At 49.9% G+C, this 1,292-nt stretch carries 1 protein-coding gene; it reads left to right on the plus strand.

Going from position 1 to position 1,292, the window contains the following annotated elements; all coding sequences use genetic code 11:
• Positions 1–162 precede the first annotated feature (162 nt).
• Positions 163–1,260 carry a hypothetical protein gene (locus BIS10_RS18770; protein ID WP_253507811.1) on the plus strand — a complete coding sequence of 366 codons (1,098 nt, stop codon included), beginning with the start codon at positions 163–165 and terminating at the stop codon, positions 1,258–1,260.
• Positions 1,261–1,292: the final 32 nt, after the last annotated feature.

Here is a 1,292-nt window from a genome sequence, read left to right on the forward strand (position 1 = left end):
AGAATCTGGGTGCCGTCCATGTCATACCTCCTGCCGCTGTGGAGGTCATATTCTGGCCCAGCTCAGGGGGCGAATTCCACACCCAACGTCGAAGAGCCAAAAATAGGAACTGTATTGCAGTACACAGACTGCAATTTTCATAATTAATCATAAGGAAATTCTATGCCGCTTCCCTTCATTCTTGCTGGAGCAGCCTTGGCCAGCGCTGCCTATGGCGCAAAGAAAGGCTACGATGGTTATCAGAGTCACTCAGAAGCCGATAAGATCGTGACCGATGCCAAGCAGCGCTACGATGAAAAGCGAGAGGTGTTTGACGAGCACGAGCGCGCGACCACTATGGCACTTGAGGTGCTTGGCAAACAAGAGCTTGAGATTGGTCAGCGTATCGGTGAGTTCAAGGTTTTGGCTGATAAACTCCAGCAGCAAATAAATGCGGGCCGCGAGAAAAAGCTGAAGGTTAATATTCCCAAGCATAAGCTCCAAGAAATTGAAGAGTACAGCTACACCGCTGTTGGTGTGCTGGGAACAGTTGCAGGTGCAGGCTCCGCTGGTGTAGCAGCCGGATTTGCAGTCTACGGTGGAGTAATGGCTCTGGGGGCTGCTTCTACGGGCACCGCGATATCATCACTCGCTGGAGCCGCCGCGACAAACGCAACCTTGGCAGCCATAGGTGGTGGCTCTCTAGCCACAGGTGGGTTGGGCATGGCAGGTGGTACCGCCATTCTCGGAGCCGCTGTTGCTGGTCCGGTCTTGGCTATTGCAGGTTGGGCTTATAATAGCCATGGCGAAGAAGCTCTTAGGAATGCTCACAAAGCGAACAGAGAGGTCAATGAATCGATTGAGAAGTTAGAGCAGGCCGTTGCGCATCTTAGCCGCACAACGTTGTATGTAAGCAAGATCAGTGGCTCTTTGACTTCTATCAACAATCAGTTCAATTTATATTTCGATCAGCTCAAGGAAATTGACAGCCACCTTCAGGACATCAAAAACCAGAACCTCAATGTGTCTCAAGAGTTGGGCAAGCTCAATGACAATATTATGCGAACCATTGAAAATGGTTATGCGTTAGCAAGTATTCTGGTGGATCTTATTACCACACCGATATTCAAAGTGAAGGAAGTTGAAGGTGAGATGGTCATGGATGATAACGGGGTGCCTGTGATGAAGACAGATGCAGAAGGTTCCATGATACTTAATCCTGAATCCGTGAGACCGGCCCCCGGAAGCACTTCTAACCCACTGACCTGCATGGCAATATAGCCATTATCGCCATTCACCCAGACAGTGCCATG

It is taken from the genome of Halomonas sp. 707B3, assembly GCF_024158645.1.
In the GTDB taxonomy this organism is placed as follows: domain Bacteria; phylum Pseudomonadota; class Gammaproteobacteria; order Pseudomonadales; family Halomonadaceae; genus Vreelandella; species Vreelandella lionensis.